Here is a 25,403-nt window from a genome sequence, read left to right on the forward strand (position 1 = left end):
TCGCTTTCTGGAGCTTTGGGGGACGGATGGCGGAACCGCCGCCATCCGTCTCGTATGACTTGAATGCGCGTCAGGCGGCCTTGACCCGCGTTTCGTGCGACATAATCAATTCCTTGATGGAGGCGTAAATCTCGGCCCCCATGTCCTGGCGAAGCATGGCGAAGGCGACATTCGCTTCGATGAAGCCGCGCTTGCTACCGCAATCGAATGTGCGCCCCTGATAGGGATGCGCATGGAACGGCTGGACCTGCGCAAGCTTGTGCATGCTGTCCGTCAGCTGAATTTCGTTGCCGGCGCCGCGTTCCTGCCGGGCCAGCAGTTCGAAGATTTCCGGCTGCAGAATATAGCGCCCATTCAGGTAATAATTGGACGGCGCCTCGGCAGGTTTCGGCTTTTCGACCATTTCCGTCACCTCGAAACCGTGCGGCACGCTGTGGCCGACCCCCACGATGCCGTAGCTCGACGTCTCTTCGGGTGCGCATTCCTCGACCGCGAAGACATTGCCGCCGACTTCTTCATAGAGATCCATCAGCCCCGCCATGCAACCCTGCGAGCCGTAGGAGACCATGTCGGGCAGAAGCAGTGCGAAGGGCTCGTTGCCCACCAGTTCGCGGGCGCACCAGACCGCATGACCAAGTCCCAGCGGCACTTGCTGGCGCGTATAGCTGACGGTGCCGGCGACCGGCAGCATCTTTTCGAGTTGGGTAACCTGCACGGTCTTGCCAGAACGGGTCAGCGTCGCGACGAGTTCCGGCGCGCTGTCGAAATAGTCCTCGATCGCGGTTTTGTTGCGGCTGGTCACGAAAATGATGTTCTCGATTCCCGCCTGCATGGCTTCGTCGACCGCATACTGAACGACTGGTCGATCGACGATCGTCAACATTTCCTTCGGCATGGCCTTGGTGGCCGGCAGGAACCGAGTGCCGTTGCCTGCGACGGGTATCACCGCCTTTCGAACTGGTCTTTTCATGTCCATTCCTTCGTCCTTTCTGAGGGCGCCCCCGCCCTATTGATCGGATTTTCAGTTGACGTCGGCCGTTTTACCAGCCGACGCATGCGAACGGCGATCGGCATGCGCAAAAGTCGGAGCGCACGTGGGTTTTCGATTACCGTTTTCAGGAAGCCGCCGACGGAACCCTTCTTGATTTCGTCGACGAGCGTGAGAAATGAACCCGCTTCGAGGATGCTGCGGGTGCGCCTGTATTGGGCAGCCGAGGCTTTCGCATCCAGCTTGTAGCGGGCGAGAAAAGCGCTGTCGGAGGCCAGCATCGCATCCAAGTGGCTCTGCTCCAGGACGCGCGAAATCGAGTCCTGGCGCAGGTGATAGACATATCCGATCTCTGGCACGATCGCGCATCGCGCACCGCTCGCCAGGGCAGAAGCAAGCAGCAGATAGTCCTCGCCGACCCGCAGCGCCTCGTCGAAGCGCAGCCCGTGCTCGACGAGAAACGCGCGTTCGAAGATCGGCTTCATGTAGCCGAAGTTGAAGGTCGACTGGAAAATCACGTTCGAGCCGATGAAATCGGCAAGCGTCAGCATCGACCGCTGCCTGAGCGCCTCCTTGGAGAACATCGCATGGGGCTCGCCATGGTCGAACGGGATGACGTCGAGATTGTCGACGACGATCTGCGCCTGCGCGTTCTCCGCCCGCTCCAGCATGGTCAAAAGCCTGGTGGGGTAAATCGAGTCGTCGGAATCGAGGATCGCGACCCAACGCCCCCTTGCCGCGGCAAGTCCGGCATTACGTGCAGCAGCCGGCCCACCATTCACCGCCTGGGCAATCAGCCTGACGCGGTGATCCGAATAAGCCTCCGCGATTGCTCGCGTCCCATCGGTCGAGCAATCGTCGACGACGATCACTTCGAGCGTCACGCCGATTTGCGCAAGCGCGCTGTCGATCGCGCGCGCGAGCGTCTCCTCGGCGTTGTAAGCCGCAATCACGAAACTCACGTCGGGCTGGAAATTTGGGGCCTGCAGATCATGCATCGTCATGTGGCTTCGGCGGCTCCGTATTGGCGGATCTCTCGGACGCCGAGCGTGCCCGTGACGGCGCCGGCATGGAGTGCCGCACGAAGGGCGTAGCGAACGCGGATAACCGGCGAGGGAATGGCTGCTGCCGTCACCGCCAGACAATAACCGAGCTTCAGCATCGCGAGACCCGTCTGCTTGAGCCGGCCGAGACCGGAGTTCTTGGCGGCGAGAATGCGGCCATGCGTCTGTCCGGAGCGGAAACGGCGCTTGGCAAGCCAGGAAAAGCTTGCCCGCTTTTCGGGCACCAGTTCCTCGATCACCGCATCCGGCGCAAATTCGATCCGCCCGCCGGCATCGGTCAAAGCGGTGAAGAAATGTGTATCCTCGCCGCCGCTTTGGCCGAGCGAGAGCGCAAACCTGCGGCCTGCGACGACCGGTGAGCGCAATTGGAGGAGGACGTTACAGGTATAACCGGTCCTGATCTGCCCGCCGACCCAGACAGGCATCGTCGAGTGGAAATCGCCATTGCGCATCCAGCTGGCGCTTTGCGATCCGTAGACGGCTCGGACCGGTCCGAGAACGGCATCAGCCCCCGTGCTCCTCGCCATCGCCATCAGTCCGGCCAGCCATTCCGGTTCCGCCGTCTCGTCGTCGTCGATGAAGGCGAGGTAGTCCGCATCGCTTTCGGCAAGGCAGGCATTGCGCGCGATCGAGATATTCGACTTCGGGCAATGCACGTAGCGGATCGGGAACGGTGAACGATCCCGCAGACGGTCCACCAACCCGCTTGCGCTCGGGCTTGCGTCGTTGTCGGCGACAATCAGGCGCAATTCCGCGCCTGCCGGGATGGCGATCCCAAAGAGCGAGATCAGCGTCTCGGCCAGTTCCGGCCGCCGATAGGTGCAGATGCCGATATCGATGCGGAGCGGCTTTTCCTCTGCCGTCATCAAGCGATCCTCCGTGGTCGGATGCCGATCAGCTCCAGCCAAAAGCCGGCCGACCAGGCGAAATGCATGATCATCGCCGAAAGCGAGGCAAGTGGGCCGTAGGGGTTCTTCTGCCCGACGGCGAGCCAGAAGCCGTAACCGATACAGGCCGCGGCCCAGACGACCATCGGCACCGCCGCCCACCAATAGAGAAGTGCAAGCAGCGCCGCGACGACGACCGGCGCGACTGCAAGCGGGATCGCTTGCCGGAGCTTTGGAATGGTACGATGCTTGACGAGGTTCTTCGCCCGGCCCCGGCCATAGGCGAGATATTGTCGGAACAGCGCCGAGGCGGTCGAACGCGGATAATAGGTCATGTAGGTCTTGCCGGTCATCCAGATGCGGAAAGCGTCCGCGCGCAGCCGGAAGTCCAGTTCGGCATCCTCGTTGTGACTGAAACTCTCGTCATAACCGCCGACAGCCCGGAAGGCCGAAATCCGCATCAGCGCGTGGTGGCCATGATCGACCCATTCGCCGCCGCCGCCGGCGCGATGTTTCGAACCACCGTTTCCGAGCTTGGAATTCTGCGCCACCGCGGTCGCCTTCTGGAAGGTGCCGAAACCGATCGTCTCCATGCCGACCACGACAGAATCGGCATCCATCTCGACGGCCTCCTGCAGCAGCGTCCGGCAGTAATCGTCTGGATAATCCCCATGCGCATCGATGCGGATGAGAAAGTCCCGATCCTCGCCGAACCGGTCGACCGCGAGGTTGATGGCTGCACTCTGGATGCGCTTGCGATTTCCGATCAGCACGAGGTCGCGGATTTCCGGAATAAGGTCCTGGACGATATCCGGCGTGCCGTCCTGGCTGCCGCCGTCGGCGACAACGATCAGCATGTCCGTGTCGCCGCGTTGGCCGTTCAGCTTATGCAACAACGGCGCGATCGTCGCCGCTTCGTTGAGGCACGGGATCACCAGAAGCGTCCGGATCTCGGACATCTGGGCATTGGAGTGAGAACGCAAAACCATACTCCACCTCACGATTGCACGGTTGAAACGGCCGACATTTCGGCCGGCGACGGGACGTTGGGATGTAGGGCGGCGAGCCGCGAAACAAGAGCGCGGCATTCCGCCGGTCCGGTCACCCACTGACAGCGCTCGACGGCCGCAAGCCGGGAAAAAAGGTCGACGTAGCGCGCTTCCGTCATCTCACCGAACAGCGCTTCGAGCGTCTGCGGCGTCACGTGATTGCGCACCAGGCCAATGCCTCGCTTGCCGACGAAACGGCCGGTCTCCGTGCCGGCCAGCGCGATCGGCACCGCTCCGTAAAGCCCGCCTTCGTAAAGGCGGTTCGGCAGCAGCCAGCTGGAATTCAGTCCTTCCTCGAAGAAATCGATCGCCCAGGCGAACTGCACGTCGCCGTAGATCGCAGCGAGATCCTCCGGATTGCGGTAGGCACCATGGAATTCGACATGCGGGGCGGCCGCGACCGTCGCATCGAAATCGTCGAATTCGCTGTAGGCGGGACGGCCGCGCAACACGATCTCAACCTTGCCGTCCATGCGGGCCGCAAAATCGATCAGCATATCGAGCGACTTGCGGCAGCGGATCGCTCCGAACCAGCCGATCCGCCAGGGCTTGCCCGGCTCCGGCGGACGGGGCAGGATTGGCTCGGACACCGGTTCCGGCTCGAGAGCGAGCACCTTGTTTTCCAGAAGCAGAACAGGAAGGTCGAGGCCTGAACGCGGTTTGAAGAAATTATCCACGAACGCCGGGGAGCTGGTGATCAGTAGGCTCGCTCGGCGGCCGAAGAACCGCTGCGCCTGGCGCATCAGACGACCCTTCATCCCCTCGTCGAGAAGCAGGCGGTGAATATCGAGGCATTCGTAAACGACAGGAATCCGGCGGCTGAACATGGACACAGCACGTCCGGCAAGCGCCAGCGTCTCCAGGTTGCGGGCGATGATGACGTCGGGCGCGGCGATATCGGCCAGCGTCCGCTTCAGCCTCATGCGAGCGGCCAGAACCGCCCCGATGCGCTGCGCAAAACGCCCGTCCGCTGTCTGCCCGAGTGAAACGGTCGTCACATCCCGCTCGTCGGCAAGCACGTTCGCGCCGCGCTCGAAGCCGGCGACGGTGACGCTCGCACCACCGGCCTTCAAGGTCAGCACGCGCCGCCGGATGGCCGCGTCGGCCATGTCATGCGCGAGATAGAGAACGTTCAACGTCAAATCGTCCAACTCCATTGTCGAGCCGCCGAGGCGGCTCAGCCGAGCGTGCAGAGCACGGATTCAGGAAAGCGGCAGGGCTCGCCGAGCGCAGTAAAAGCGACCCGATCGACGGTCATCGAGGTCGGCTGAGTGTAGGAAAATGCGCCCATCCACTGCTTGAGCGTGTCGGTTCCCCAGAGACTGAGGAAAATCTTCTGAGGGTTCTGCGGTATCTTCGCCTTGTCCGTTACTTCTTGAACGAGCTTGCCGTTCACGAAGTAACGGAGGCGGTTTTCCTCCCAGATGAAGGCATAGTCGTTGAAACCCTGGTCCGCACCGCCGGCGACCGGCACCAGCTTTTCGTTGTTGCCCTTGGCGGAAACATACTGATTGAGCTGGACCTGGCCGGTATTCTTGCCGAGCACTTCGAAATCGATCTCGTCATGCGGCTTTTTGTCAGTCGGGCCGATATAGGTGAAGAACGCCGAATTGAGGCCCGAGCCCGATGCGGATTTCATCCGCACTTCATAGGTGCCATAGCCGAAACGCGCATTGGTCTGGATTTCACCGCAGGCGAAGTCGCGGTCGCTGGGCTTGTCTTGCGCACCGGTCTTGTCCTGCGCGAAACTGAGCTGCAGATTACCGCTCTCGACCTTCACCTGTTTCTTCGACCAGTTGCAATTCTGATGTTTGCCGTTGTTCCAGCCGTCCGAGACGTACCAGAAGGAACGGTTGAGTCCGTCGAAGTTTTCCACGAAGGACTTGCCCGCGTTAGCCTGCTGAGCCTGTGCTGCGGGCGAAAGAAGTCCAGACACCGCGGCTGCGATGATAACCTGGCAGGTTAGTTGAATCTGTCTGGCCTTGGCCGTCATGTTTCACCTGTGCTGTTGCGTTATTGCGGGTTCGCCTGGGCCAGAAGCCTCGGCGAGTGGGTGGGATTTGGTGGCGGCCAGAAGCTTGGCCTTGCGACCGCGGCTGCCGGTCAACACCTCGTAGAGACCGCGCATTCTGTGCGAGACGAGGCGGTTGCTGACAAAAAGGATGACGAAGCTTGCGACGGCGGCGACCCCGTAGAAGAGCGGGTAAAGGTCGTCGCCTGCCACGCGGTTCCACACCATCCACATCAGGACGAGCAGCGGATAATGGGCGCAGAACATCCAGAAGCTCAGGCTTCCGGTGGCAGCCAGCCGTTGACCGATCCAGGAACGGATGATGATCGCCGACATCAGCCAGAAACCACCGGCTCCGAGGATCGAAAGCGCGTTGCGCGCCATGTCGAGAGGCCAGGGGAAATCCGGGCCGGTCCAGTAGAGGCCGATGGACAGCAGCACCGCGGCGGCAAGCATCACCGCCGTACCCGGTACCGCAAACCGGTCCGCGGACTTGAGGTCCACCCGGTAGAGCGCCAGGAAGATGCCGAGGGTGAAGCTGAACAGGATCGATTTCTTCAGCACGATGCCGACCGTCAGCATGGGGGTGATTGCCAGCAGGAACAGAACGCCGAGCGTCGCTGCCGGAAAACGCCGCACCAGCATGGCAAGGATCGGCGACAGCAGGATGCAGACGATCAGGTCGCGCAGGAAGTAGAGCGGAATATTGATCGGCAAGCCTTCCGTCGCGAACGCGTTGCTCAGGAGTTCGCGCGTCGAGATGTTCCAGAGATCGGGAAAGTATCCAACGCCCATGTCGACGCGCTGGATGACGAAGATAGCCCCGAGCAGACCGAGGTTCCACAACAGGAAAGGCAAGAGAACGGTCTTCGCCTTGGAGCGAAGCGTCTTGGCATAATCGAACGTCTCCCATCCCCGCTGGAACAGTAGATAGCCGGAAATCGCGCTGAGGCAGGGCACACCGATACGGAACAGGCTATCCCCGAGGAAAACCCTGAGCCAATCGAAGAATCCATTCAGCGCCAAGAACGGGCTGGTGTCGGGATCATGCGGCACATGGACGAAGAGAATGCCGGAGATCAGCAGGATGCGCATCAAATTGATACGGGAGGATATGTTTGGATCGACAGTCAAACGAGTCACCCTTTTTGGGCAGTGCCTCCCGTCACCACCGTTTCAATCAGAGCAGACTTGAGCCCGCAGTCACGCAAAAAGGATCGTGCCGAGTTTGGCACAAAATGTGGCGGCGCAGCAAAAAAGCAACCCGCGCGGAAATACTGAGGCTCGAAGAGGCTCCCGTCCCGACGTCCGATACGGCTTCGAGGACTTATGATTTTCAAGGGTTCAGGGCCCACTTTGGGGCTCGGAATGCTGCACCGCAGCAGCAGAAAAAAATCTTTTTGCAATAGGCCGAAACGGCTAGCCCTTTCGTATCCATGTACCTCCTCGCCCTGAAACGGACGTGGAATGTGGCGTAATCTAGGCAAATCTGGGACACAATCGGGCAAAGCCGGCCCTGGCTGCTTCGCCGGGATCCGCGGCGGCGGACGACGTCCTGAATTTTCTGCAACCAGGCCCTCAGTTAGCAAAAAGGCGCCAATTGATGGGTTCTCCCCCGGCCGCACCGCCGCTTGCCGCCTCCAGATAAGGCTTCGTTAACTGCACTGCGAGGATGCGCAGGACGACCGGCAGATCATCGCCGAAAACAGCACCGGGTGGTGCCTCGAGGGACCGATCCGAGATCCTCTAAGGCTCGCGGTCTTGCCAGATTGGAGCCCGTGACAAATTTCAGCCCGAATGTAACGGTCTTTGATAACGCGCTCGGCCGAGGCCAGTGTGATCGTCTTGGCGGGAGCCATATGGTCAAATCCTGTTACGGGAGGTCATTCGATACGGCAGCGCACTGCCGTCAACCCGGAGCCCGACAAACGTCAGAGGCTTGTAATTCTTTGAAAAGGCAGGGGCAAAAACATGGCGACGTTCACGGTTGTTATCCCATTTTTCCAAAAGGAAGCCGGCATTCTTCGCCGCGCGCTGAAATCGATTTTCGATCAGAGCTATCAGGACTTCGATATCGTCATTGTCGACGACGAGTCGCCCCTTTCCGCAGATATGGAGCTTCAAGACATTGAAGATGCTTGGAGATCCCGCATCCGCGTAATCCGCCAGCAGAACGGCGGGCCAGGTGCCGCACGCAATACCGGCCTCGACAACGTCCCGGCTTCGACCCGTTTCGCGGCACTTCTCGATTCGGACGACGTCTGGCTGCCGGATCATCTGAAAAATGCTTTCGAGAGCATGACCCGCTTCGATGCCGAGTGCTATTGGGCCTCGATGCAGGCGAGCGACGAGTTCTATTACCACTTCGGCATGGCCGAGCTCGAACAGGCGGAGGGCGGCACGCGGCTTTCCGAAAACCCGCTCCTGATCGAAATGCCGGATCTCGCGAGTGTCATGCTGAAGAACTGGAGTTTCCTGCATCTCTCCTGCATGGTCATCGCCCGGCCGGTCTTCGAAACGGTTCGTTTCGAGCCCTCCCTGCGGTTGGCGGCTGAAGACGTGTTATTCTTCGTCGATTGCATCCTGAAATCGAAGCGAACCCTGCTTTGCGACGAAGAGGGTGCGGCCCGCGGCATGGGCCTCAATATCTTCCACAGCATCGACAATCGTTCTCCGCAGTTCCTGCGACAGCAGTTCAACACCTGGGTGGCGCTCGATACGCTGGAGGAGCGCTTCCGCTCCCGCCCCAGCGACGTCGCCTCGATCGCATCCTACAAGAACACCGCCCGCCGGCAGGCGCTCTGGAGCCAGGCCGGACGAGTCAAACGCCGCGAGGCGCCAGACCTTGGCCTGCTCGCCCGCTGGGTCATGCGCGATCCCGCGCTGATCCGAGCGGCATTCGAACTCGGAGCCGGGAAACTCGGCCGCAGCGCACGCTAAATGCTTGCGTTTCCTTTCAAATTCATCATCCCACGGAGGCCCGCATGAAAGCGTACTACTGGGAATCGCATCACGGCAATTTCGGCGACGATCTCAATCTCTGGCTCTGGGATGCGCTGCTACCCGGCTTTCGGGACGTCCATCCTGAAGTCCTGCTAGTCGGCGTCGGCACGGTCCTCAATCCGGTCCTGCTGCCTGTCGGCCAGAAGAAGCTGGTGATCGGCAGCGGCTATGGTTATGGCACGCCGCCTGATGTCACGGACGCGGCGGAATGGGATGTGCGGGCGGTTCGCGGTCCGCTGACGGCCGCCAAACTCGGCATTTCGACCGACAAGGCGATCACCGACCCGGCGGTCATGATCGCCGACATGCCGGAATTCCAGAACCTGCCGAAAATCCACAAGAAGACCTTCATTCCCCATTGGGAGTCGGCCGAATTCGGCATGTGGAACGCCGTCTGCGAGCCCGTCGGCCTCACCTATCTCGATCCGCGCGGCGAAGCGAAGTCGGTCATCCGCCATATAGCCCAGTCGGAGCTGATCATCGCCGAATCCATGCATGGTGCGATCCTGGCGGATGCCTTCCGGGTGCCGTGGGTGGCCGTCAGCAGCTCCCGTTCCATCAACAATTTCAAATGGAATGACTGGGCCAAATCCGTTGGGACAACATACGAACCTCGCTACGTGCCGGTCTCCACCCGAGCCGAAGCTGTAGCCAAACGCTCGCGTTTCTGGGGCATCAACTTCGACCGTCAGGAGCCGGCACGTCCGGCCGCACAAGACACCCATGGCGGCGAAGTCATGACCCACACGCCGCCGTCACAAAGCGGCCTTCGCGGCATGGCGAAACAGTTCCTCGCAGCCCCATCCGTGCTGGCGCTCTGGCAGGCAAGCCGCGCCGAGCCGCGGCTCAGCCCGGTCGAGGTTCTGGAGGAGCGCAAGGAGAAATTCCGGACGATGCTGGAAGGAATCCGCCGCGATTATTTCTGAGCGGCGGGTATGCCGGGCAGAAGATAGCGCATGCCGACCGGCTGTGCCTGCGGCTTGGACGACCTGGCGCGCAGGAGATCGAGCTTGTCGAGGAATATGCCGGTCGCCACGGCCGGCAGGACCTGCGGGTGGGAGAGCAAGCGCCGGATGGCGGCGCCATTCCCCGCCTGCGACTTGATGTCGAGGAAGGCACGCAACTCGTAGCGGTCGCGCGTATGGTCGCGATGCCGGACGATCACTGCCCTTTCCTCTTCGCTAAGCGCCGGATCTGCAAGGAGCGCGTCGTCCGCCTCGTAGAATTTGCGCAGGTCGTCGGTGCGATGCCGGCCGCTCAGCGAATCCTGGCGCACGATGGCGCCGTAGCCGCAATGCTCGATCACCTTGTAGCGCGCGCCCTTGGCGAGCGCCCGGGCGTAGAAATCGTAATCCTCGCCGAAACGCATGTTTTCGTCGTAGCGAAGACCATGGGCGTCGAGAAACGCTCGGCTCATCACCGGCTTCATGAAACCGGTCTCGCCGCGCTTGACCCCGCGCTTGGAAATATTGCCTTCCACGAATTCAGTAAGCGACATGCTCCGCGCCCGCGTCTCGAACCTTTCCGGGCGAATGAATTCGCTCGGTTCGTAGATGAAGGCGATATTGTCGGCAATCAGGTCCCAGCCATCCTCCGCCAGCATCGGCGCAAACCGGCCCGGAAAAAAGAAGTCGTCGGCATCGAGAATACCAATCAGCGGCGCCGTCGATATGGCAATGGCATGATTGCGGGCAGCAGAGGGGCCGCGATTCTGATCGAACGAGACAACCGTCAGCCGTCCTGACCTATCATCCGATCTGCGCGCGACGTCCGCGGTCTTATCGGTGGAGCCGTCGTCGACCACCACGACCTCGCTGACATGCGCCTCGTTCAAGGCGGATTGAATCGCGATTCCAATGGTTTCAGCGGCGTTTTTGGCCGCGATGATGACGCAGATCGTCTGGGAAGCGTGTTCAACCATAGCCCTCTCCATGTTGCATCCGTCCGCAACTATGGGCTCAGGAAAATGGCCCTCGTATGAAACTGGCGGAAAAAAGCGTCAGAGCGGTCATGTATCGCTGGCCGGAAGGTTCGGGGCGGCATCGGCACGCAATCCGTCGCGCCGGCTGCCATCCTTGGAGCTTTTGGTAGCCGCGGCAGCATCCGAAGTCGCGCCCGCCTCCCGTATCTGCTTTTCACGGCGAACGAGGTAAAGGACAGCGGCGAAATATCCCGCCTGGATCAGGACTGCACAGATCAGCGTCTGTATAACTGCGGTATAGAACGACCCGGTGATAAGATACGCAGCCACCGCGAACACGATCAGAGTCACTGTCATGCTGATAAAGACGCGTGGCGCGTACATGATCGTTCCTCCCGAACGTGGCTGTTCAGTTCGTGGTTTTTCAGGCTCCTCTCCCGATAAGACAACCATATGAGTCTGCAGGAGAGGATTCAAGTTTTCCGATCTCGATAATGCCAGACTATTGGTGAAACTTTCGTAAGGTCCATGAGGTTCCGAACAAATACTGCAGGCAGCGAGCCCATCTCTATCACAGCGCCACAAGCACTGCGCCTCGCTTTTGCCACATTTCCGCCCGGATTCGCCCCGGTTGGAACGAACTCGCCAGCCGCACCTCTCAATTCCCCTCAAACCCCATCAACTTTTGTTACAAAGCTAACTCGAAACCGACAGGCGTTGTTGCGTTGCAGCATTGTATTGCGGCGCAGCAGGAGTGGGCCTTTGGTCCCAGACGCAAGCTACTTTGGTCCCCATCCTCAAGAAGCTGAGCGATCTATGACTAGGCGACCAACAGGAGAGAATGCCGGGATAAGTTTGAACCAAGTCGGGAATATTAGCTACTCGACCGCTTTTACACGCAGAGTACAGTATTGACTGCGTTTCCGGCGTATATCTCCCAAGTTGTTCCCGCCCAATCGCGGGTTGGAAATCGGCCCCAGACCCCGGCGGGATGCGGTTGGCGGAAAAGTTTGATCTTCATCAAATTGCGAACACAGACTTATTATCACATTAACGCTCAATGACGCGCCGTAATGGCACCGACTATCGCAAAACATAAGTGGAGTTCACTCTATGAAGTCAGCGACACGTTCGGCAGGTTCGCCGTTCTCAACGTCAGACCAAGCCCGCATGACTCTCCCAACTGGGGGCTTGGCAAAACGAAGTTTCGATATCACCGCCGCCGCCTTGGCCCTCATCCTGTTCAGTCCCATCTTCCTGATGATCGCGGCGTTGGTAAAGTTCTCCGACAATGGCCCCATTTTTTATGGGCATCGCCGGATCGGCCACAACGGTCGTACCTTCAAATGCCTCAAGTTCCGCACGATGGCCGTGAATGGCGATGAAGTCCTGCGAAACTACCTGAAAGCCAATCCGCAAGCGGCGGAGGAATGGCGAGCGACGCGCAAACTCAAGTTCGATCCTCGGGTGACGGTCGTCGGCACCGTGCTGCGCAAGCTCAGCCTCGACGAGCTTCCGCAGCTTCTCAACATCCTGCGTGGCGAAATGAGCGTTGTCGGTCCCCGCCCCGTGGTCGACGAGGAACTGAACCTCTATGACAGCTTTGCGGCCTTCTACCTGAGCACGCGCCCGGGCCTCACCGGTCTGTGGCAGATCAGCGGTCGCAATGACGTTTCCTATGATACCCGTATCGCGTTCGACACCCAATACGTCCAGAACTGGTCGCTGATCGGCGACGTCGCAATCATTGTGAAAACGATCCCCGCCGTCTGCATGGCGCGCGGCAGTTACTGACAGTCCATCCCCTCTGCTGAGGCGTCGGACCCCACTTGACGGGATCGGCAAATCTGGCGGGCTTCGAGCGCGGACTGGTTCCGCGCCTTTTGAAGGAAAAATCCATGCAGACACAAACTGCCTCCGCGAGAGGCCTGCGTGCGTTATGTTTTCTGGCCGGTGCGATCACAGTCGCTCTGGCCGGCAGCGCGACTGCGGAAGAGACCGGTTATCGCCTCGGCGTGATGGATAAGCTTCGCGTCCGCGTCGCCGAGTGGCAGCCGGCCGACGGCACGATCCGCAACTGGGATGCGGTGAGCGGCGACTATACCATCGGGCCGACCGGATCGCTCTCGCTCCCCTTCATCGGCGACCTCCCGGCAGCCGGCAAGACGGCGGGCGAGGTCGCAAAAACCATCGGCGAGGAATTGCGCGGCAAATTCGCGTTGCGCAACCTGCCATCGGCTTCCGTGGAAATTGCCCAGTTCCGGCCGGTTTTCCTGGCCGGCGACGTGCATACGCCGGGCGAATATCCCTATACCCCCAACCTGACCGTGCTGAAGGCCATCAGCCTTGCCGGCGGTCTTCTCCGGTCTGATTCGGGCCAGCGTTTCGCCCGCGATTTCATCAATGCCCGCGGCGACGCCTCGGTCTACGATTCCCAACGCGGCCGGCTTCTCGCTCGCCGCGCCCGGCTGCTGGCGGAAGTCGCCGGTGCTACCGAAATGAAAGTCCCGCCGGAACTCAAGGACGTCGGCAATGCCGAAAAGCTGATCGCCAGCGAAGTCTCGCTGATGAAATCGCGGCGAGAACGCTACGAGCTTCAGTTGAAGGCTCTCACCGACCTGCGGACGCTGCTCGAAAACGAGGTCCAATCTCTCAGCCAGAAGACCGATACCCAGAAGCGGCAGCTGCAGCTCGTCAGCGAGGACCGGGAAAAAATGGCGAAGCTGACCGAACAGGGACTGGCGACCTCCAGCCGCCGCATCACCGCCGAGGAAAGGGCCGCGACCATCGAAGCGAACCTCCTTGATATCGACACGTCAATACTTCGCGCCAAGCAGGATATCAACAAGGCGAACCAGGACGAGATCAACCTGCGCAACGACTGGGAAGCCCAGCGCGCCCAGGAGCTGCAGAACACCGAGGCCGAACTCGAAAAGCTCGGATTGCAGCTCGGAACCAGCCGCGAGCTAATGTCGGAAGCCGTGGCTCAATCGGCCGAGGCGCTGAAATTCGACCCTTCGGGCAAGTCCGCCACCATCAAATACACCGTGGTGCGGGACGAGGGCCAGGGGCCGAAAGAGGTCGCCGTCGGCGAAAACGACAAGCTTCTGCCCGGCGACGTCATCAAGGTCGCCGCCGAGCTCCTGATGCAATGAGGATCGCATGAGGATTGCGAAATCTGCGCTGATCGACCCGGCTCGCAATGAAGTCTACGGCGTGGCTGCGGTCGCGCTGTCCTTCTTCGTGTTCGCCTATTCGAGCCGGTTCGGGCAGATTTCGATCCTCGCCTATTATGGCCTCTGGTTCCTGCTGGTAGTTGCCGACTATCGGCAGGCTCTCGGCAATTATCTGAAATATCTTTGGATATTCGGATTTGCGCTGTTCTGCTTCGTCTCCGCCTTCTGGTCGCCCGCCTTCGGCATCTCGCTGCGAACCGCGATACAATACCTGACGCATGTCGTCTGTGCGCTGATCGCCATGCGCACGATCAGTGTGCTGACATTGACCCGCGGTGCGATCCTGGGCACGGCGATCGTGCTCGTCTTCTCCATGCTGTTCGGAACCTACCTCTACGACGCCATCGACGGCAGTTATAGTTTCGTCGGAGCCTTCTCCTCGAAGAACCAGCTCGGTTTCTACGCCTCGCTCGGTCTTTTCTTCGCCGCGTCCTATCTGCTCATCTGGCGGCAGAAAGGTCTCTGGTTGATGGCGTCGGGCGGCGTCGGCCTCCTGAGCGCCTATTGCCTTCTCGCCTCGCAATCGGCGACCTCTGCCATTACGACCGCCGGCGTCCTGGCGCTCTGCGCCGGTTATATGCCGGTCGCACAGCTTTCGCCGAATCACCGCAAGCTGCTGGTCGCCGGGCTGGTGGTGATCGGCGTGGTCGCGATCATCGGAGCGCTGCAGATGGGCGCTGTCGATGCCGTTCTCGGCATCTTCGGCAAGGATTCGACGCTGACGGGACGGACCTACCTCTGGCAGCAGGGAATCGAGGCGATCCGTGATAACCCGGTTCTCGGCACCGGTTATCAGGGTTATTGGGTTCCCGGCTTCGCCGATGCCGAGAGGCTATGGGACGATTTCTTCATCACGGCCCGCAGCGGCTTCCATTTCCACAACACGTTCATCGAGGTCACCGTCGAGACCGGCCTGATCGGGCTCGCCCTATTGTGCATGATCATGCTGATAAACGTCTTCGGCCATCTGAGCGCGATGCTGAGCCGCAATCGCGATCCCGCGTCGACGCTGTTATGCGCGCTGAGCGTTCTGTTGCTGATCCGGGCCTTCGTGGAAGTCGACGTACTTTTCCCCTACCAGATCGGTTCATTCCTGATGTTCTACGCGGCTGGCCGGTTGACCCTTCGCCAGAAGTCCACCGCGTTCACCTCTCATCCCGTCGGAGGCCGGGGGACTATTGCCGCTTGAGCTTTTCGAAGAGGTGCTCGGCGAGCCGGAGCGCCAGCGCCACGGCCGGCAGTGTCGGATTGGCATGGCCTCCTGTCGGGAACAGGCCGCTGCCGGCGAGATAAAGATTGCCGATGCCATGCACGCGGCAATTGGCATCCGTGACGCCATCGTCGGGTGTATCGGACATGCGGCTGAGGCCGATCTGGTGATAGCCGTCGAATGCCTGGCTCAGCACGGCCTGCTGCCGCTGGGCAGCATCATGTAGATATTCCAGCCGACCGAGCCCGGTTCGACGTAGCCACGTATCGAGAATCTCGTGCGATTTCAGGACCGAACTGACGTCTTGTTCGACCACTTGATAATCGACGACAAGGGCGGCCTGCCTGCCCGCTCCACCCTGTTGAAGGTGGACCCGGCTTTCCGGATTGGGCACCTGTTCGGCATGGTAGCGAAGCAGATAACGACCTTTCGGATTGATCAGCGTGCGCCACGGCTCGATGCGCCGCTCCAACATATTGAGAAGCGACCCGAACAGATCGAATACCAAGCGGCGATCGGCGCGGATATTCCGCCAATGCTGCCGGCGGTCGATATTCTCAGGTCCCTTGGCCGTCGGCGCAAGGCCATTCGAGAGACGGCGGTAGAGGCCGAACATTTTCAGGAACAGATAGATGAGCGACAGCGCGCCTGAGGCATGCGCGGGGTCGGCGACCGAAATCGCGTCGATCCAGAAGACGCAGTTGAGAAGCCCCTCCTCTGCCTGGATCTCCGGTACGATCTGCAGCCTGCGACGAAAGACATAGTTTTCGTCGTCGACATTGAAGGCGAAATGGCTCGCGATCCTGGACCTGTCGAATTGCAGCACGGCAATATAGCCCGTGAGATGCCCTTGATAAAAACGGCCGAGCGGACCGCTCATACCGCCCAATGCCTCTGGCCGTCTCTCCCGCAAAGCGAGCAGCAGGCGGGCATTTTCCAACCCTCCTCCCGCAAGCACGAAAGTCCTAGCCGTAATCTGGCTTTCCTGCCCCGCACGATAGGTGGTGAGACCTTCGACACGTCCACCGGAACCATCGAGCGTGATCCCGGTGACGATCGTGTTGACGAGACGAATCCGCTTGGAAGCCTTGAGCTGCTCTCCGTAAACCGGGCCAAGATCCGGAGACCGGCTCCATCGCTCCAGAGCGTTCGTATCGACCCCATGGTCGGAAACGTCGATCGCCTCAAAAGCAGGCTCGGCGGCATTGCAATTGAGGAATGTCAGCGCCTCCGGATAGTGGCGGCGAAGCTCCTCGTGAGAAATGGGCCAGCCGGAAAAGGGTACATGATCTCGCTTCTGTAGATCGATATCGTCGAAGGTAACGCACCGGCCGCCCCAGAGCGCGGAAGCGCCGCCTATGCCTGGCCGGGACATCGCGATCGAAGCTGCATGATGACCGTTGGTGAATTCGATACCACCGGCACCGGCATCATCCGTCGCTCCGCCCGCACCCATCTCGACAAGGGTTACCGAGAGCCCCAACTCCTCCAGCTTGAAGGCGAGTGCCAACCCGACGGGGCCGGCGCCGACGATGCAGACATCCGTCGTCTCAGTCTCAGTATCTGCTGAAGCCATGTATGCCTTTGAGAGAGAACCTTGGATTACCAGCACATAGAGCATGCCGGCAGAAAGGGAACCGCCCATGCGGATGAGGCTTGGCAAACATCGGATTTGATATTGGCCGCTAAAATGTCGAGGCTTATAGAGCCATCATCCGACGACGATGCCGCATGAGACGCCGGCCGTCCCAATTCCGATCAACGTTACGGCAGGATTTCCAATATCGACGACCATGCACCGCTAGAAGCTGACCGCCTTCGGCTCGATAGCCACCAACCGGCCGCCGTCGATCTTGTAAAGCCCGATCTTGCGCTCCGCCATGCCACTCGGTGTAAAGCGGAACAGACCCGTAACCCCTCGAAAACCGGTCTTTGTCGTTAGCATTTCCGGCGTCAGTGCCGCAGCACCCTTGCCTCTGACGATGCCGGCAGCGACCGCGATACTGTCGTAACCCTCGGCGGCATAGACCGAGAGCGAACGCTTGTTGAAACGGCGATAGCGCTCGCCGATCAACAGAGAAGCATCCGGATCGACCGCCGCGATGATGACGCCGCTCGCTGCCGGATCGGTATAAAGCTCCATCGGCCAATGGCTGGTTCCGACAACGGCCAGTTTGCCGAAAGAGGCCCTGACACCCTTCAAGATAGGCCCGATCGCCGCAGAATCACCCATCAGCACCAAGGCACCGGCATCATCGAGCAAAGCCTTGTTGCGGGTAAGCAGGTCACCAAGCGGGGCGGCTGGATCATAACGAACCACACCTATCAGCGCACCGCCGGCCTGGCTGACGGCCGATCTCAGGCGCTCTTCGTCAACACCGGCTATGCTATTGGGCGTCAGAGCGATAACTCTCTTGTGGCCGGAAGCGATGACCGGGTGCACACCCCGAGCAACGCTCGCCACTTCGTCAAACCCGAAATTGAAGACTTTCGCGCCCGCCACAGGGCTTGAAAGATTGATCAGCGACGGTCGCTGATCGGCCGGAATGGCGGCAATCGCCGCCGTCGTCGCCTGCGGCGCATAGCTGATCAGCAGACCGGAACCGCGTGCCTTGGCAGTTGCGAGCGCCGCAGCCACAGTAGCTGGCCCTCCCGCCACGTCGACCACCTTGATCTTCATCACAGCGGCATCGTCAAGTTCGCCGATAGCAAGCGCCGCACCGTCGCGTATGTCGCGCGCGGCGCCCTCATAGATGCCGTTCGGCGCCTTTGTCAGAAGCAGGGTAATTTCCGTCGAACCCCGGCCGAATGTTTCCTCAACCATGGACGGCGGCGGCTTCAGCGCCTTGTCGTCCAGAACCTTGTCGGCGACGGACGAGGACTCGCAGCCGGAGAGAACGGCGGCGGCAAACAGACTTAGCAGCCATAAGCGTACCGGATGCAGGCGCGTCGTCATTCGCAAGGTTTTATGAGCAATGTCGGCGAGATCTGAACAGTAAAAAAATGAACGTCCCTGGGGCATTTCGTGGACCACTCTGCGGCCTTCTTGGTTGTCGCGGCGGCATGCTAGCCCAGACAAAACTCATTAACAAGCGCCCACGTATGAATATAAAATTTTATGCTTTTTCTCTCAAATAACTTATTTATAGATTATCTATCTTCAAAAACCAGAAATTCAGGCGACTTTGCTAACTTCTCCTCAACAAGGGAGACAAAAAATGGCAAACAAGAAGAATACGTTGAAAGCCGCAGTCGTCGCCACACTAGTATTACCATTAATTGCTTCCGCGGCACTATCTTCACCCATAACAAAGCAACAATTTCAGATCAATACTGGATCAACGGTATCGATCATCGGAAGTCATTTTCTTGAATATCTTCCGAAGCCGCTTTCCATCATGGCTTCGCTTGCATTCGGAAACGTACAGGTTGCCGCAGCATTTCAGACATTCAGCGAGCTCGGCTCGAAGATCGCTCTGCCTGCGGCAAGACCTGCGAACGTGACCGAGGTCGCAATCAAGCCGGGCGACCTTTACCCATCCCGGCGAGTAGAACCAGCACCGTCCAACGGCGCCGTGTTCGATACGGTGGCTATTCCTTTCAAGCGGCTTGCCGCCTTGAAGAAGCTCGCTCCGGCTCTCGAAGAGATGGACAATGGCACCGCGGTGAAATGCAACGGCAAGGGCTGCAGCCCTGCCTTTGCCGCCATCCAGCTTGTCGGCATGAACACGTCGCAATCGTCGCTCCGCGACAAGCTGAATGCCGTCAACGCCGCAGTGAACCAGTCCATCCGTTACCGCACCGACCAGGACGCCTACAAGGTCGCCGACCGCTGGAGCACTCCCCAGGAAACGCTGAGCCTACAGCAGGGCGATTGCGAAGATTTCGCGATCCTCAAGATGGCGGCGCTTCGTGCGGAAGGCATCGACCCCAACCAGATGTCGATCGTCGTCCTGTTCGACCAGAAGCGCCACTTTTACCATGCCATCCTCTCGGTCGAAGCCGGCGGCAAGTTCTTCATTCTCGACAACATGCGCAATCAGGTTCTCCTCGATACCCAGCTTCCCGACTACATGCCGCTCTATTCTATCAAAGGCGGCAAGGGCTTCCTGCATGGCTCACGCCGCAAGGACCAGAACGTGGCGATGGTGACGCCGCTGGAAAAGATTGCGCCGGGCGAAGGCGCCAACTTCTAAGCTTTCCATGGCCGGCGCGCGTTGCGCTCCGGCCTTAAACCTTGAGAACATCAATAACGGGAAATATAGCCGACCAGCATCGGCTTTTCGTGTGCCGGGGCAAGGGCCAGATTGATCTGACCCTTGATGACCTGCCTGGCGCAGGAGATCGTGAAGCCGGTATTCAAGGTCTTGCCACGGTTCATCTGCAGCGTATCCATGGCATCCTCGATCTGCGTGTCGATCGAGAACTTCAAGGTCTTCATCAGCTGCGACGTATCCTCCCCCACCAACCGCTGCCGAAGCATGACGAGAAACGGCTCGTTGAAGAATTGCAGGCGCTTTTCACGTGTCAGCACCACCGTCGGCGACGGCGAAGCCTGGACCAGCGCGTTGAGATTTTCGAGCGACGAGACATCCTCGACCGTCGCCAGCCGCCCAAGCGCCCATTTAAGGCTGAGGACGCGCAGCAACGAGGTGAGATTGCCCGCTTCCGGCATCTGGGCCGCAGTGTACTGAACCAGATCGCCCGTGGTTATCTTGCCCGCCGCCGACATCCGGCTGAGGCCTTCCCAATAAATCTTCTCAAGCCTGATACCACGGCGCTCGCCATTGCGCGCGACAACCGCGCGAAAACGCGGCTCGACTTCTTCCTTGTCGATGATCGGCAGCGGGTCACCCGCAGGTTCGATGACGGACATTGAAAGCGCACCTGATTTCATTGGAGGCCTCTACCGCTCGGTAAGCGCATCGGAACGCGCCCGATTGATAGGCTTCATAAGGTAGCTGAGGACTGTCTTGCGGCCCGTCATGATTTCCGCTGACGCAATCATGCCAGGGATGATCGGATAGGACTTGCCGTTGCGTTCCAGCTCCGATTTGTTGGTCTTGACCTGGACGAGGTAGTAAGTCTCGCCCTTTTCCTTCTCGACAATACTGTCAGCGGAAACGTTGGTCACTTCGCCTTCGAGCCCGCCAAAGATCGCGAAATCATAGGCCGTGATCTTGACGATCGCCGGTTGCCCGCGGCGGACGAACGCGACGTCGCGTGGCGATATCCGCGCTTCGATCAGCAGCGTATCGGCCGTCGGGACAATTCCGGCAACCACACGGCCCGGATCCACATAAGCACCGATCGTATTGACTTCCAGGGTATTGACGATGCCGTCGACCGGCGAGCGAATGTCGGTACGCTTGACGCGGTCCGAAGCACCGCGGATCGTTTGATCGATGACCGAGAGCTCTGCGAGAGCTTGCGCCTTGTCGGTGAGGGCCTGTTGACGAACCGCCAATGAAATTTCACCCACTTGGAGCTTTGCTTCATCGACAGCACCACGAAGGCGTATCAGGCTTTCCTGATAAACCTTGAGCTGACCCTGCTGGTCCGTAAGCTGGCTTTCGATCGTCAGAAGCTGCGTCTGCGAGACCAGCCCTTTTTTGGCGAGAGGACCGTAAAGATCGCGCTGCCGCATCGAGGAGGCGATATTCTGTTCAAGCCGATCGATATTGGCATTGGCTTCGCTGAGTTCATTCTGACGCTGCTTCACGCGCTCCTGAAGCACATCGAACTTGTTCTTGTAACTGGCCTTGTTTGCCGAAAACAGCCGATCTTCGTTGTCGCAGACGTTCTTGGCGACCTTCAGGACATCCGCCGGACATACGAACGGCTGGTCGTACTCGCCTTTTTCTTCCATCTGCAGGCGTGCGATCTTCGCACCGATCGCCCTTGCCTTGGCAACCGATTCGCCGAGCGTCGATTCGGTTGTCGTATTGTTCAGCTGAACGATCAGATCGCCTTTGTGGACCACCTGGCCGACCTGAACCGCAATGTCCTGCACAACGCCGGCTTCGGACGACTGGATGATCTGGGTTTTGGAAATGGGAATGACCTTGCCTTCGCCCCGGGCGATCTCGTCGATCTCCGCAAGTGCGGCCCAGGCGAGGAATGTCGCCATGCAGGCCGCCACCAGGCCGACCAGCATGCGAGCGAAGAACGGAGGATTGTCGTGAACGCCTTTGCTCACGGCTTTGCTCCCTTGCGCTGCATCGCCTCGAGCACGGCAGCCTTCGGCCCGTCGGCAACGATGCGGCCCTTGTCGATCACCACAAGGCGGTCGCACAGTTCCAGCATGCTGAAACGGTGCGTGGCGATCAGCAGCGTCGTGTCGCGGCTGAATGCGGTCGACAGCTTGGCGAGCAGATGGCGCTCGCTCGCAAGATCCATGGCGCCTGACGGCTCGTCAAGAAAGACGATCTTCGGCTTGGTCAGCAGCAGGCGCGCGATCGCCAGAGCCTGTTTCTGGCCGCTGGAGAGATTGCTGCCGCGTTCGCCGACCGGCATGTCGAAACCACGCGGATGGTTGGAAACAAACTCTTCGACGCCGGTCATCCGCGACACGTGGAGCAATTCCTCGTCCGTCGCATCGGCACGGCCGATCAGCAGGTTTTCCTTCACCGTCCCCGAAAACAGATCGGATGATTGCCCGGCTACTGCCACCGCCGAACGGACTTCGGACATGTGGTACTGGCGAATATCGACGCCGTCGATCAACAGGCGACCATCGGACGGCAGGAAGAGACCGTCGAGAAGGCGGCCAAGCGTCGTCTTGCCCGAGCCGATGCGCCCGATGATCCCGACCCGCTCCCCGGCAGCGACGGTCAACGAAAGCTGATTGATGACCTTGTAGTCAGATCCCGGGTATTGAAAAGAGACATTCTGGAAGCTGAAGCTGCCCTGCTTGATCTCGCGGTTCACGAAACCCACCGTGGACGGACGGTCCTCCGGCTGCTCCATGATCTTGTCGAGGATCTTGAGCGACGTCATTGCCTGCCGGAAACGCGCAAGCGCCATGGCGATCTGGCCGAGCGGAGCGCCAGCGCGGCCTGCCAGCATGACGGTCGCGATGATCGCGCCCATTGCCAGATGGCCCTCCGAAAACTCATAGGTACCGGCGATCACGATCAGGACGCTGACCATCTGCTGGACAAGATTGGTGAGGTTCACCGCATTCGAAGAGACATGCTTGATTTCTTCGCTGGTGCGGCTCGAGAGCTTCATCAGCTCCTGCCAGCGACGCAGCATGCCCGCTTCGGCACGAAGGCTCTTCACGGTCTCGATCGTCGAAATCGTCTCGACCAGCAGCGACTGACGGCGTGACGCCTCGTTGGTGGCCGCCGCCATGCGGTGACCGATCTTGGCCTGGGCATGCAGACCGATCAGCACCGAAAGCAGCAAGGCCACGGAAGGGATCACCACAAGCCAACCTGAAAGCGCGTAGATCACGATCAGGAAGATGAACACGAACGCCGTATCGATCAGCAGGCCGACAGTGTTGGACGTGAAGAATTCACGGACGAACTCGTACTGCGTGACACGGTTGGCATATTCGCCCGTCGACAGCGGACGCGAAGCGAGCGTCGAATTCAGCACCTTGTCGAAGATCATCTGAGACAGGCGCAAATCCGCGTTTCGCCCGGCATGGTCGATGAGGGCGGCACGCGCGGTCTTCAGCAGGAAATCGAACGTATAGGCAAGCGTGATGCCGATGGCGAGCACCCAAAGCGTCGGAAACGCCTTGTTGGGAAGCACGCGGTCGTAGACGTTCATCGTGAACAGCGGCGATCCGAGCGCAATCAGATTGATGAACAGCGCAGCCATGATGACGCGGATATAGGTGCGCCAATAGGGAACCAGCGCCCGCAACAGCCAGTGGCGGCGCTCGATTTCTCCGGCCGTACCCACCGAGGCATGCTCGGACGCGTTCTGATAATAAAGCGTGAAGGCAAAACCGAAGCTCGGCTTCAGCGCCACGAGTTCCCGACGCGTCAGCTTGACAGGATTTCCCGAGGCCGGAACGAGATCTGTGATGTAGTTTCCATCGGGATCGGTTTCGAGTAACGGCAGCACGCCGCCGTTCTCGAAGACGATGATGGCTGGGCAGTCGAAATTGCCCTCGCGACACTCGCGTTCGCCGTGGCGGATGACTTCCAGCCCGATACGCTGGGCAAGATGTTCGACATCGTCCAGTTCCAGAGATTCGGAAACCTCATCCGGCAATCCGGAGAACAGGACGATGTCTGACGTCGGGCGCCCGTAAAAGCTCGCAACAGACCTGAATGCAGTTTTAAATGTCCGAAACGGCGTAGTATCTGCGTGGTCGAGCTTTACGTTGAGCATTTGGTCCTTGCCAATCCGTTACTGTCGGATCGGCGCCAGGAGATCCATGGGCATGCCAGCCTTTTGACGGGAGTCAACTTCGACATAGCCAGGATTCGTGACGCCACCCGGGACAGCAAACTCATTCCGGGCATACGCCTCAGCCTGACCGACCGGCTTCAGCTTCATCGATTGAAGCAGACTGCCGGATGCGGCCAAGATCTTGTATTCGGCGAAAAGGGAAGCAAATCGTGCGGTTTCCGCAAGAATGCTGGTGTTGAAACGGGTGTTCTGGGCATCCAGCACGTCGAGAAGCGAACGCTGATTGACCTTGAACTGTTCGCGATACGAGGTCACAAGGCTGCCGTTCGTCGAGGACTGGCGCGCCAGGATCGCGGCCAGTTCGCCGCGGCCGCTACGCTCGTTCCATGCGGAGCGAATGGATTCTTCGACCTCGCGATGGGCCTGGGCCAAACCGTAACGCTGTTCGCTGGCGCGACGGATCTGCTCCTGCTCGCGCGCCTGATCGATACCACCGCGATAGAGGTTCCAGCGGGCGGTCACACCGACCTGAACGTCGTTGGTATTGCCCTGGTTGCCATCGATGTCGTTGCCGACCCGCGCACTACCCTGAAGATCGACCTTCGGGAGATAGTTGGCGCGCGAGCCACGCACACCGGCATCCGCCGCATCGACATCGGCATCGGCCGCATGAATCTGCGGGCTGTTTTTCTTGGCGATGAAGATTGTATCGTTGAGCGTCTTCGGGACGAACTTCGCAAGCGATACCGGCACCTTTACAGGGCCGATCGGTTCGCCGACCGTCTTCAGGAAACGGATCTTCGTGAGCTCCAGTTCTTCCTGGGCTTCGCGCAACCGGGCACGTGCCGCCTCGAGTCGCTCGCGGCCCTGCAGACGATCGGCGTCGGTCAGCGCACCACCCTGGATGCTGGCGCCGATATCGCCGAGGATCTGATTGTGGGCAGCGACGTTCTGCTGCGCAATAGCGACGATCTTGGACTGAAGGATATACTCGAGATAATCTTGAGTGACCTGAAGAGCCAGCGACTCGGACCGCTCAACAACGCGGAACGAAGCGCCATCAACGCGCGATGCCTGCTGCTCGACCTGAGAACGGCGACTACCGCCGTCAAACAACGTTTGAGTAATCGTCAGGCTCGCGTCGGACCCTTTGAAGTTTTCATAGTCGCGGGTAAGCGTACCTGTACTGCTGTTCGACAGTCTACGCCGGCTTACGCCCGCCTGCAAATCTATCGAAGGAAGATAAAGACCCCTTGCCTGCCTCAACTCGAATTCCACAGCCTCGCGGTTTTCTACCGCCTGCATGATCTGCGGGTTCGTTTTCAAGGTTTTTGCTACCGCTTCATCAAGCGTCATCGCATTGGCGGGCGCGCTAAACACGCTCCCCAAAGCTACAGTCGCCAACAGCGTCGCCAAAATTCTTTTGCTCTTAAACAATCGGAAGCCCCTCGCCGATCTAAATCCCATTACGGCATTCATATACTGCGGCGATTTCGTTGGGAAGTATTATCATTTCTAATTCAGAGGCCCAAGCCCGCTCGGAATATTCCATAGCCTAGGGTTAATTGCCAAATATAAACCATCTATCCTATTGTTTTCTATGTAAAATTTCTGACGACAAAATATCGGCCTAAAAACTTGTGGTTTGGCATCTAATTGCC

At 59.6% G+C, this 25,403-nt stretch carries 21 protein-coding genes; 6 read left to right on the forward strand and 15 right to left on the reverse strand.

Annotated elements, in window-relative coordinates; translation table 11 throughout:
* Nucleotides 1–70: 70 nt before the first annotated feature.
* From RG540_RS16935 to RG540_RS16965, 7 genes are all read right to left on the reverse strand, one after another.
* On the reverse strand, nt 71–976 hold the full coding sequence (locus RG540_RS16935) for a UTP--glucose-1-phosphate uridylyltransferase (RefSeq protein WP_038590305.1): 906 nt from the start codon (nt 974–976) through the stop codon (nt 71–73).
* Complete coding sequence (locus RG540_RS16940; RefSeq protein WP_051909488.1) at nt 967–1,992, reverse strand: glycosyltransferase family 2 protein; 1,026 nt, start codon at nt 1,990–1,992, stop codon at nt 967–969. Before RG540_RS16940 ends, RG540_RS16935 begins: the two co-directional genes overlap by 10 nt.
* Nucleotides 1,989–2,918 (reverse strand): glycosyltransferase, encoded by a 930-nt coding sequence (locus tag RG540_RS16945; protein WP_038590309.1) that lies wholly within the window; start codon nt 2,916–2,918, stop codon nt 1,989–1,991. Before RG540_RS16945 ends, RG540_RS16940 begins: the two co-directional genes overlap by 4 nt.
* Nucleotides 2,918–3,898, reverse strand: coding sequence for a glycosyltransferase family 2 protein (locus RG540_RS16950; RefSeq protein WP_038590312.1), 981 nt, complete (start codon nt 3,896–3,898; stop codon nt 2,918–2,920). Before RG540_RS16950 ends, RG540_RS16945 begins: the two co-directional genes overlap by 1 nt.
* A 38-nt stretch (nt 3,899–3,936) precedes the next feature.
* On the reverse strand, nt 3,937–5,097 hold the full coding sequence (locus RG540_RS16955; RefSeq protein WP_244446689.1) for a glycosyltransferase: 1,161 nt from the start codon (nt 5,095–5,097) through the stop codon (nt 3,937–3,939).
* A gap of 68 nt (nt 5,098–5,165) precedes the next feature.
* Nucleotides 5,166–5,981 (reverse strand): endo-1,3-1,4-beta-glycanase ExoK, encoded by an 816-nt coding sequence (exoK, locus tag RG540_RS16960; RefSeq protein WP_038590316.1) that lies wholly within the window; start codon nt 5,979–5,981, stop codon nt 5,166–5,168.
* A 3-nt stretch (nt 5,982–5,984) separates the two neighbouring features.
* Nucleotides 5,985–7,133, reverse strand: a complete 1,149-nt coding sequence (locus tag RG540_RS16965; RefSeq protein ID WP_046599949.1) for an acyltransferase family protein — start codon at nt 7,131–7,133, stop codon at nt 5,985–5,987.
* An 837-nt stretch (nt 7,134–7,970) separates the two neighbouring features.
* Here RG540_RS16965 and RG540_RS16970 point away from each other — a divergent pair.
* Together RG540_RS16970 and RG540_RS16975 are read left to right on the forward strand one after the other, a co-directional pair.
* A complete protein-coding gene (locus RG540_RS16970; RefSeq protein ID WP_038590319.1) occupies nt 7,971–8,939 on the forward strand; it encodes a glycosyltransferase family 2 protein in 969 nt (322 codons plus the stop codon).
* Nucleotides 8,940–8,983: 44 nt separating this feature from the next.
* Nucleotides 8,984–9,928: a polysaccharide pyruvyl transferase family protein gene (locus RG540_RS16975; RefSeq protein ID WP_038590322.1), complete on the forward strand. Its 945-nt coding sequence runs from the start codon at nt 8,984–8,986 to the stop codon at nt 9,926–9,928.
* Here RG540_RS16975 and RG540_RS16980 read toward each other — a convergent pair.
* Together RG540_RS16980 and RG540_RS33480 are read right to left on the reverse strand one after the other, a co-directional pair.
* Complete coding sequence (locus RG540_RS16980; RefSeq protein WP_038590325.1) at nt 9,919–10,923, reverse strand: glycosyltransferase family 2 protein; 1,005 nt, start codon at nt 10,921–10,923, stop codon at nt 9,919–9,921. The two genes, RG540_RS16975 and RG540_RS16980, sit on opposite strands and share 10 nt — an antisense overlap.
* A gap of 87 nt (nt 10,924–11,010) precedes the next feature.
* Nucleotides 11,011–11,307, reverse strand: coding sequence for an exopolysaccharide production repressor protein (locus RG540_RS33480; RefSeq protein ID WP_038590328.1), 297 nt, complete (start codon nt 11,305–11,307; stop codon nt 11,011–11,013).
* Nucleotides 11,308–12,036: 729 nt separating this feature from the next.
* Here RG540_RS33480 and RG540_RS16990 point away from each other — a divergent pair.
* The 3 genes from RG540_RS16990 (at nt 12,037) to RG540_RS17000 (ending at nt 15,348) form a co-directional block, all read left to right on the forward strand.
* Complete coding sequence (locus RG540_RS16990; protein WP_038545957.1) at nt 12,037–12,717, forward strand: sugar transferase; 681 nt, start codon at nt 12,037–12,039, stop codon at nt 12,715–12,717.
* A gap of 104 nt (nt 12,718–12,821) precedes the next feature.
* Nucleotides 12,822–14,078 (forward strand): polysaccharide biosynthesis/export family protein, encoded by a 1,257-nt coding sequence (locus tag RG540_RS16995; protein WP_038594078.1) that lies wholly within the window; start codon nt 12,822–12,824, stop codon nt 14,076–14,078.
* 7 nt (nt 14,079–14,085) lie between these two features.
* The gene (locus tag RG540_RS17000; protein ID WP_038590330.1) at nt 14,086–15,348 is read left to right on the forward strand and encodes an O-antigen ligase family protein; all 1,263 of its coding nucleotides are present in this window, start codon (nt 14,086–14,088) and stop codon (nt 15,346–15,348) included.
* On the opposite strand, the gene RG540_RS17005 is transcribed toward RG540_RS17000, so the two are convergent.
* Together RG540_RS17005 and RG540_RS17010 are read right to left on the reverse strand one after the other, a co-directional pair.
* Nucleotides 15,335–16,945, reverse strand: a complete 1,611-nt coding sequence (locus RG540_RS17005; protein WP_038594081.1) for an FAD-dependent oxidoreductase — start codon at nt 16,943–16,945, stop codon at nt 15,335–15,337. The two genes, RG540_RS17000 and RG540_RS17005, sit on opposite strands and share 14 nt — an antisense overlap.
* A 225-nt stretch (nt 16,946–17,170) precedes the next feature.
* A complete protein-coding gene (locus tag RG540_RS17010; RefSeq protein ID WP_038590333.1) occupies nt 17,171–18,325 on the reverse strand; it encodes a type 1 periplasmic-binding domain-containing protein in 1,155 nt (384 codons plus the stop codon).
* 442 nt (nt 18,326–18,767) lie between these two features.
* Here RG540_RS17010 and RG540_RS17015 point away from each other — a divergent pair, with 442 nt between their 5' ends.
* On the forward strand, nt 18,768–19,565 hold the full coding sequence (locus RG540_RS17015; RefSeq protein ID WP_051909492.1) for a transglutaminase-like cysteine peptidase: 798 nt from the start codon (nt 18,768–18,770) through the stop codon (nt 19,563–19,565).
* Between the two features lie 50 nt (nt 19,566–19,615).
* On the opposite strand, the gene RG540_RS17020 is transcribed toward RG540_RS17015, so the two are convergent.
* Genes RG540_RS17020 through RG540_RS17035 form a run of 4 tightly spaced genes read right to left on the reverse strand, consistent with a single transcriptional unit; the run spans nt 19,616 to nt 25,098 of the window.
* Nucleotides 19,616–20,245, reverse strand: a complete 630-nt coding sequence (locus RG540_RS17020; RefSeq protein ID WP_244446577.1) for a ribbon-helix-helix domain-containing protein — start codon at nt 20,243–20,245, stop codon at nt 19,616–19,618.
* Between the two features lie 30 nt (nt 20,246–20,275).
* Nucleotides 20,276–21,526, reverse strand: a complete 1,251-nt coding sequence (locus tag RG540_RS17025) for an HlyD family type I secretion periplasmic adaptor subunit (RefSeq protein ID WP_046600091.1) — start codon at nt 21,524–21,526, stop codon at nt 20,276–20,278.
* Nucleotides 21,527–21,564: 38 nt separating this feature from the next.
* Nucleotides 21,565–23,721: a type I secretion system permease/ATPase gene (locus RG540_RS17030; RefSeq protein ID WP_038590339.1), complete on the reverse strand. Its 2,157-nt coding sequence runs from the start codon at nt 23,719–23,721 to the stop codon at nt 21,565–21,567.
* Between the two features lie 18 nt (nt 23,722–23,739).
* Complete coding sequence (locus tag RG540_RS17035; protein ID WP_038590342.1) at nt 23,740–25,098, reverse strand: TolC family outer membrane protein; 1,359 nt, start codon at nt 25,096–25,098, stop codon at nt 23,740–23,742.
* Nucleotides 25,099–25,403 lie beyond the last annotated feature (305 nt).

This window comes from Neorhizobium galegae bv. orientalis str. HAMBI 540, assembly GCF_000731315.1.
GTDB classification, from domain to species: Bacteria; Pseudomonadota; Alphaproteobacteria; order Rhizobiales; family Rhizobiaceae; genus Neorhizobium; species Neorhizobium galegae.

Bases quoted from the DNA above. Each gene is read 5' to 3' on its own strand.
- RG540_RS16935 (WP_038590305.1), bottom strand. From the start codon at position 976: ATGGACATGAAAAGACCAGTTCGAAAGGCGGTGATACCCGTCGCAGGC.
- RG540_RS16940 (WP_051909488.1), bottom strand. From the start codon at position 1,992: ATGACGATGCATGATCTGCAGGCCCCAAATTTCCAGCCCGACGTGAGT.
- RG540_RS16945 (WP_038590309.1), bottom strand. From the start codon at position 2,918: ATGACGGCAGAGGAAAAGCCGCTCCGCATCGATATCGGCATCTGCACC.
- RG540_RS16950 (WP_038590312.1), bottom strand. From the start codon at position 3,898: ATGTCCGAGATCCGGACGCTTCTGGTGATCCCGTGCCTCAACGAAGCG.
- RG540_RS16955 (WP_244446689.1), bottom strand. From the start codon at position 5,097: ATGGCCGACGCGGCCATCCGGCGGCGCGTGCTGACCTTGAAGGCCGGT.
- exoK (WP_038590316.1), bottom strand. From the start codon at position 5,981: ATGACGGCCAAGGCCAGACAGATTCAACTAACCTGCCAGGTTATCATC.
- RG540_RS16970 (WP_038590319.1), top strand. From the start codon at position 7,971: ATGGCGACGTTCACGGTTGTTATCCCATTTTTCCAAAAGGAAGCCGGC.
- RG540_RS16975 (WP_038590322.1), top strand. From the start codon at position 8,984: ATGAAAGCGTACTACTGGGAATCGCATCACGGCAATTTCGGCGACGAT.
- RG540_RS16980 (WP_038590325.1), bottom strand. From the start codon at position 10,923: ATGGTTGAACACGCTTCCCAGACGATCTGCGTCATCATCGCGGCCAAA.
- RG540_RS33480 (WP_038590328.1), bottom strand. From the start codon at position 11,307: ATGTACGCGCCACGCGTCTTTATCAGCATGACAGTGACTCTGATCGTG.
- RG540_RS16990 (WP_038545957.1), top strand. From the start codon at position 12,037: ATGAAGTCAGCGACACGTTCGGCAGGTTCGCCGTTCTCAACGTCAGAC.
- RG540_RS16995 (WP_038594078.1), top strand. From the start codon at position 12,822: ATGCAGACACAAACTGCCTCCGCGAGAGGCCTGCGTGCGTTATGTTTT.
- RG540_RS17000 (WP_038590330.1), top strand. From the start codon at position 14,086: ATGAGGATTGCGAAATCTGCGCTGATCGACCCGGCTCGCAATGAAGTC.
- RG540_RS17005 (WP_038594081.1), bottom strand. From the start codon at position 16,945: ATGGCTTCAGCAGATACTGAGACTGAGACGACGGATGTCTGCATCGTC.
- RG540_RS17010 (WP_038590333.1), bottom strand. From the start codon at position 18,325: ATGACGACGCGCCTGCATCCGGTACGCTTATGGCTGCTAAGTCTGTTT.
- RG540_RS17015 (WP_051909492.1), top strand. From the start codon at position 18,768: ATGGCTTCGCTTGCATTCGGAAACGTACAGGTTGCCGCAGCATTTCAG.
- RG540_RS17020 (WP_244446577.1), bottom strand. From the start codon at position 20,245: ATGTCCGTCATCGAACCTGCGGGTGACCCGCTGCCGATCATCGACAAG.
- RG540_RS17025 (WP_046600091.1), bottom strand. From the start codon at position 21,526: ATGCTGGTCGGCCTGGTGGCGGCCTGCATGGCGACATTCCTCGCCTGG.
- RG540_RS17030 (WP_038590339.1), bottom strand. From the start codon at position 23,721: ATGCTCAACGTAAAGCTCGACCACGCAGATACTACGCCGTTTCGGACA.
- RG540_RS17035 (WP_038590342.1), bottom strand. From the start codon at position 25,098: ATGACGCTTGATGAAGCGGTAGCAAAAACCTTGAAAACGAACCCGCAG.